The 1790-nt window shown below is 47.3% G+C and carries 1 protein-coding gene; it reads left to right on the plus strand.

Features of this window, described 5'->3' with window-relative positions:
* A partial coding sequence (locus BM082_RS24505) for an AMP-binding protein (protein ID WP_139218826.1) occupies positions 1 to 1790 on the plus strand: 1790 nt, incomplete at both ends.

Raw genomic sequence — 1790 nt, forward strand, 5'->3', positions numbered from 1 at the left:
GGGTTGCCGCTAAATTGTGGGACACATTACTTGGTGGAGCTGGATGGCGAAGACGTTAACATTGCTCGCCTTGAAAACGCTTGGAACAGCTTGGTACAGCATCATGACATGCTCAGAGTTGTCATTGAAAATGATGGAAATCAGCGTGTATTACCCTTTTCCCAACCTATCGCAGCGACCTGTCACCAGTTCGACAATACAGCAGATCAGAACGGTGAACACACCGCACAACAGTGGTTGTATCAACAGTTCTATGCAACATCAGCAAAAAGTCAGAACAACCCCGAGATCACTGAGCAACTGCATCATATATTTGTCGCATCTTACCGTGACTTGCAAGCAAAAACGCGTTGCCGTATCGGCATCATCTTCAATTATCTAACGCTGGATGGTTTCAGCATTAAGTTGTTCCTAGAGCAATTGAGCCAAACATATTTGGACCCAAGACCTCTCCCTAAAAAAACAGATTTGCTGTTCAGAGATTACGTAAATCAAATCACCCCAAGTAACGAAGAGAGACAAAAGGCTGAAAAATTCTGGACTGAAAAGCTAGAGGTACTTCCGCTGAGGGCATCTCTGCCTTTGGCAATACAACCAGAACAACTCACCGCCCCCATATTTACTCGCCGTGAACACAGGTTAAGTGAAGAAAAATGGACGTCCTTAAAAGCAAAAGCGCAGCAGTATCAATTTACACCGTCAGTCGTCTTGCTGGTTGCTTACAGTGAAGTCCTCCGGCTTTGGAATGGTGGGAAAAATCATTCTATTAATTTGACCTTGTTTGATCGTCAGCCTGTCCATAAGAACATCAACACAATTATGGGTGACTTTACGACGCTTTCACCTGTTGGCTTTTACCATCAGCAAAACAGTACCTTAATTGATATAGCCTCAGCGACGCAGCGTGAGATCGCAGATGTATTGGAAAACAAAGCCATTTCTTCCATTTGGATTCAGCGCCAACGTTCGTCAGAGATGAGCCTAACGGCGGCTTCTCTTCCCATTGTGTTTACCAGCACCTTGGGTTTAGGGAATGGGTTATTTGAACAGGTTGAATCCGGATTCCCAAAAATGGTGGCTGGAGGCCTATCAGAAACACCTCAGGTTTGGCTTGACCATCAGGTTTATGAGTTTGATGGTGAATTGGCCTTATCTTGGGACAGTGTCGACGATCTATTCCCTGAACATATGATCGATGAAATGTTCGATACCTACGTCTCAGTCATTGAAAACTTAATCCAATCTGACTGGAGCGCCAACTTAAACCTTGTATTGCCAGCACAGCAATGTGTGTCACGCCAAGCAACAAACGCGACTCTACAATCACGATCAGTGCACACACTTCACCACCCCTTCTTTGAATGGGCATCAAAAGCACCCGAACGCACCGCGCTTATCGCTGAACAAACCACGCTGTCATACGGTGAACTTGCATACCGTGCTCGCCAACTTGCTGCCTTGCTCATTAAACAGGGGCTGAAGCCTGAAGAGCCTGTTGCTGTCACCTTACCCAGAGGCGTGGACCAAGCCTGCGCTGTACTGGGCATTCTGGCTGCTGGCGGGTGTTATGTGCCTATTGGGACGCATCAGCCTCTCGCCCGGCAACAACGTATTCATGCCACCGCGGGCATACGCTTTACCCTCACCGACACGTTGAACCTAGATGCGGTCCCAGGGCAAGCCATTGATATCCACGATATCAAGGACATACTTCCTCTCAATAGTACCGTTACGGTGTCACCAAAGAGTCCTGCGTATATCATTTTCACATCCGGCTCTACCGGTGAGCC

The organism is Enterovibrio norvegicus DSM 15893, from assembly GCF_900115495.1.
GTDB lineage: Bacteria > Pseudomonadota > Gammaproteobacteria > Enterobacterales > Vibrionaceae > Enterovibrio > Enterovibrio norvegicus.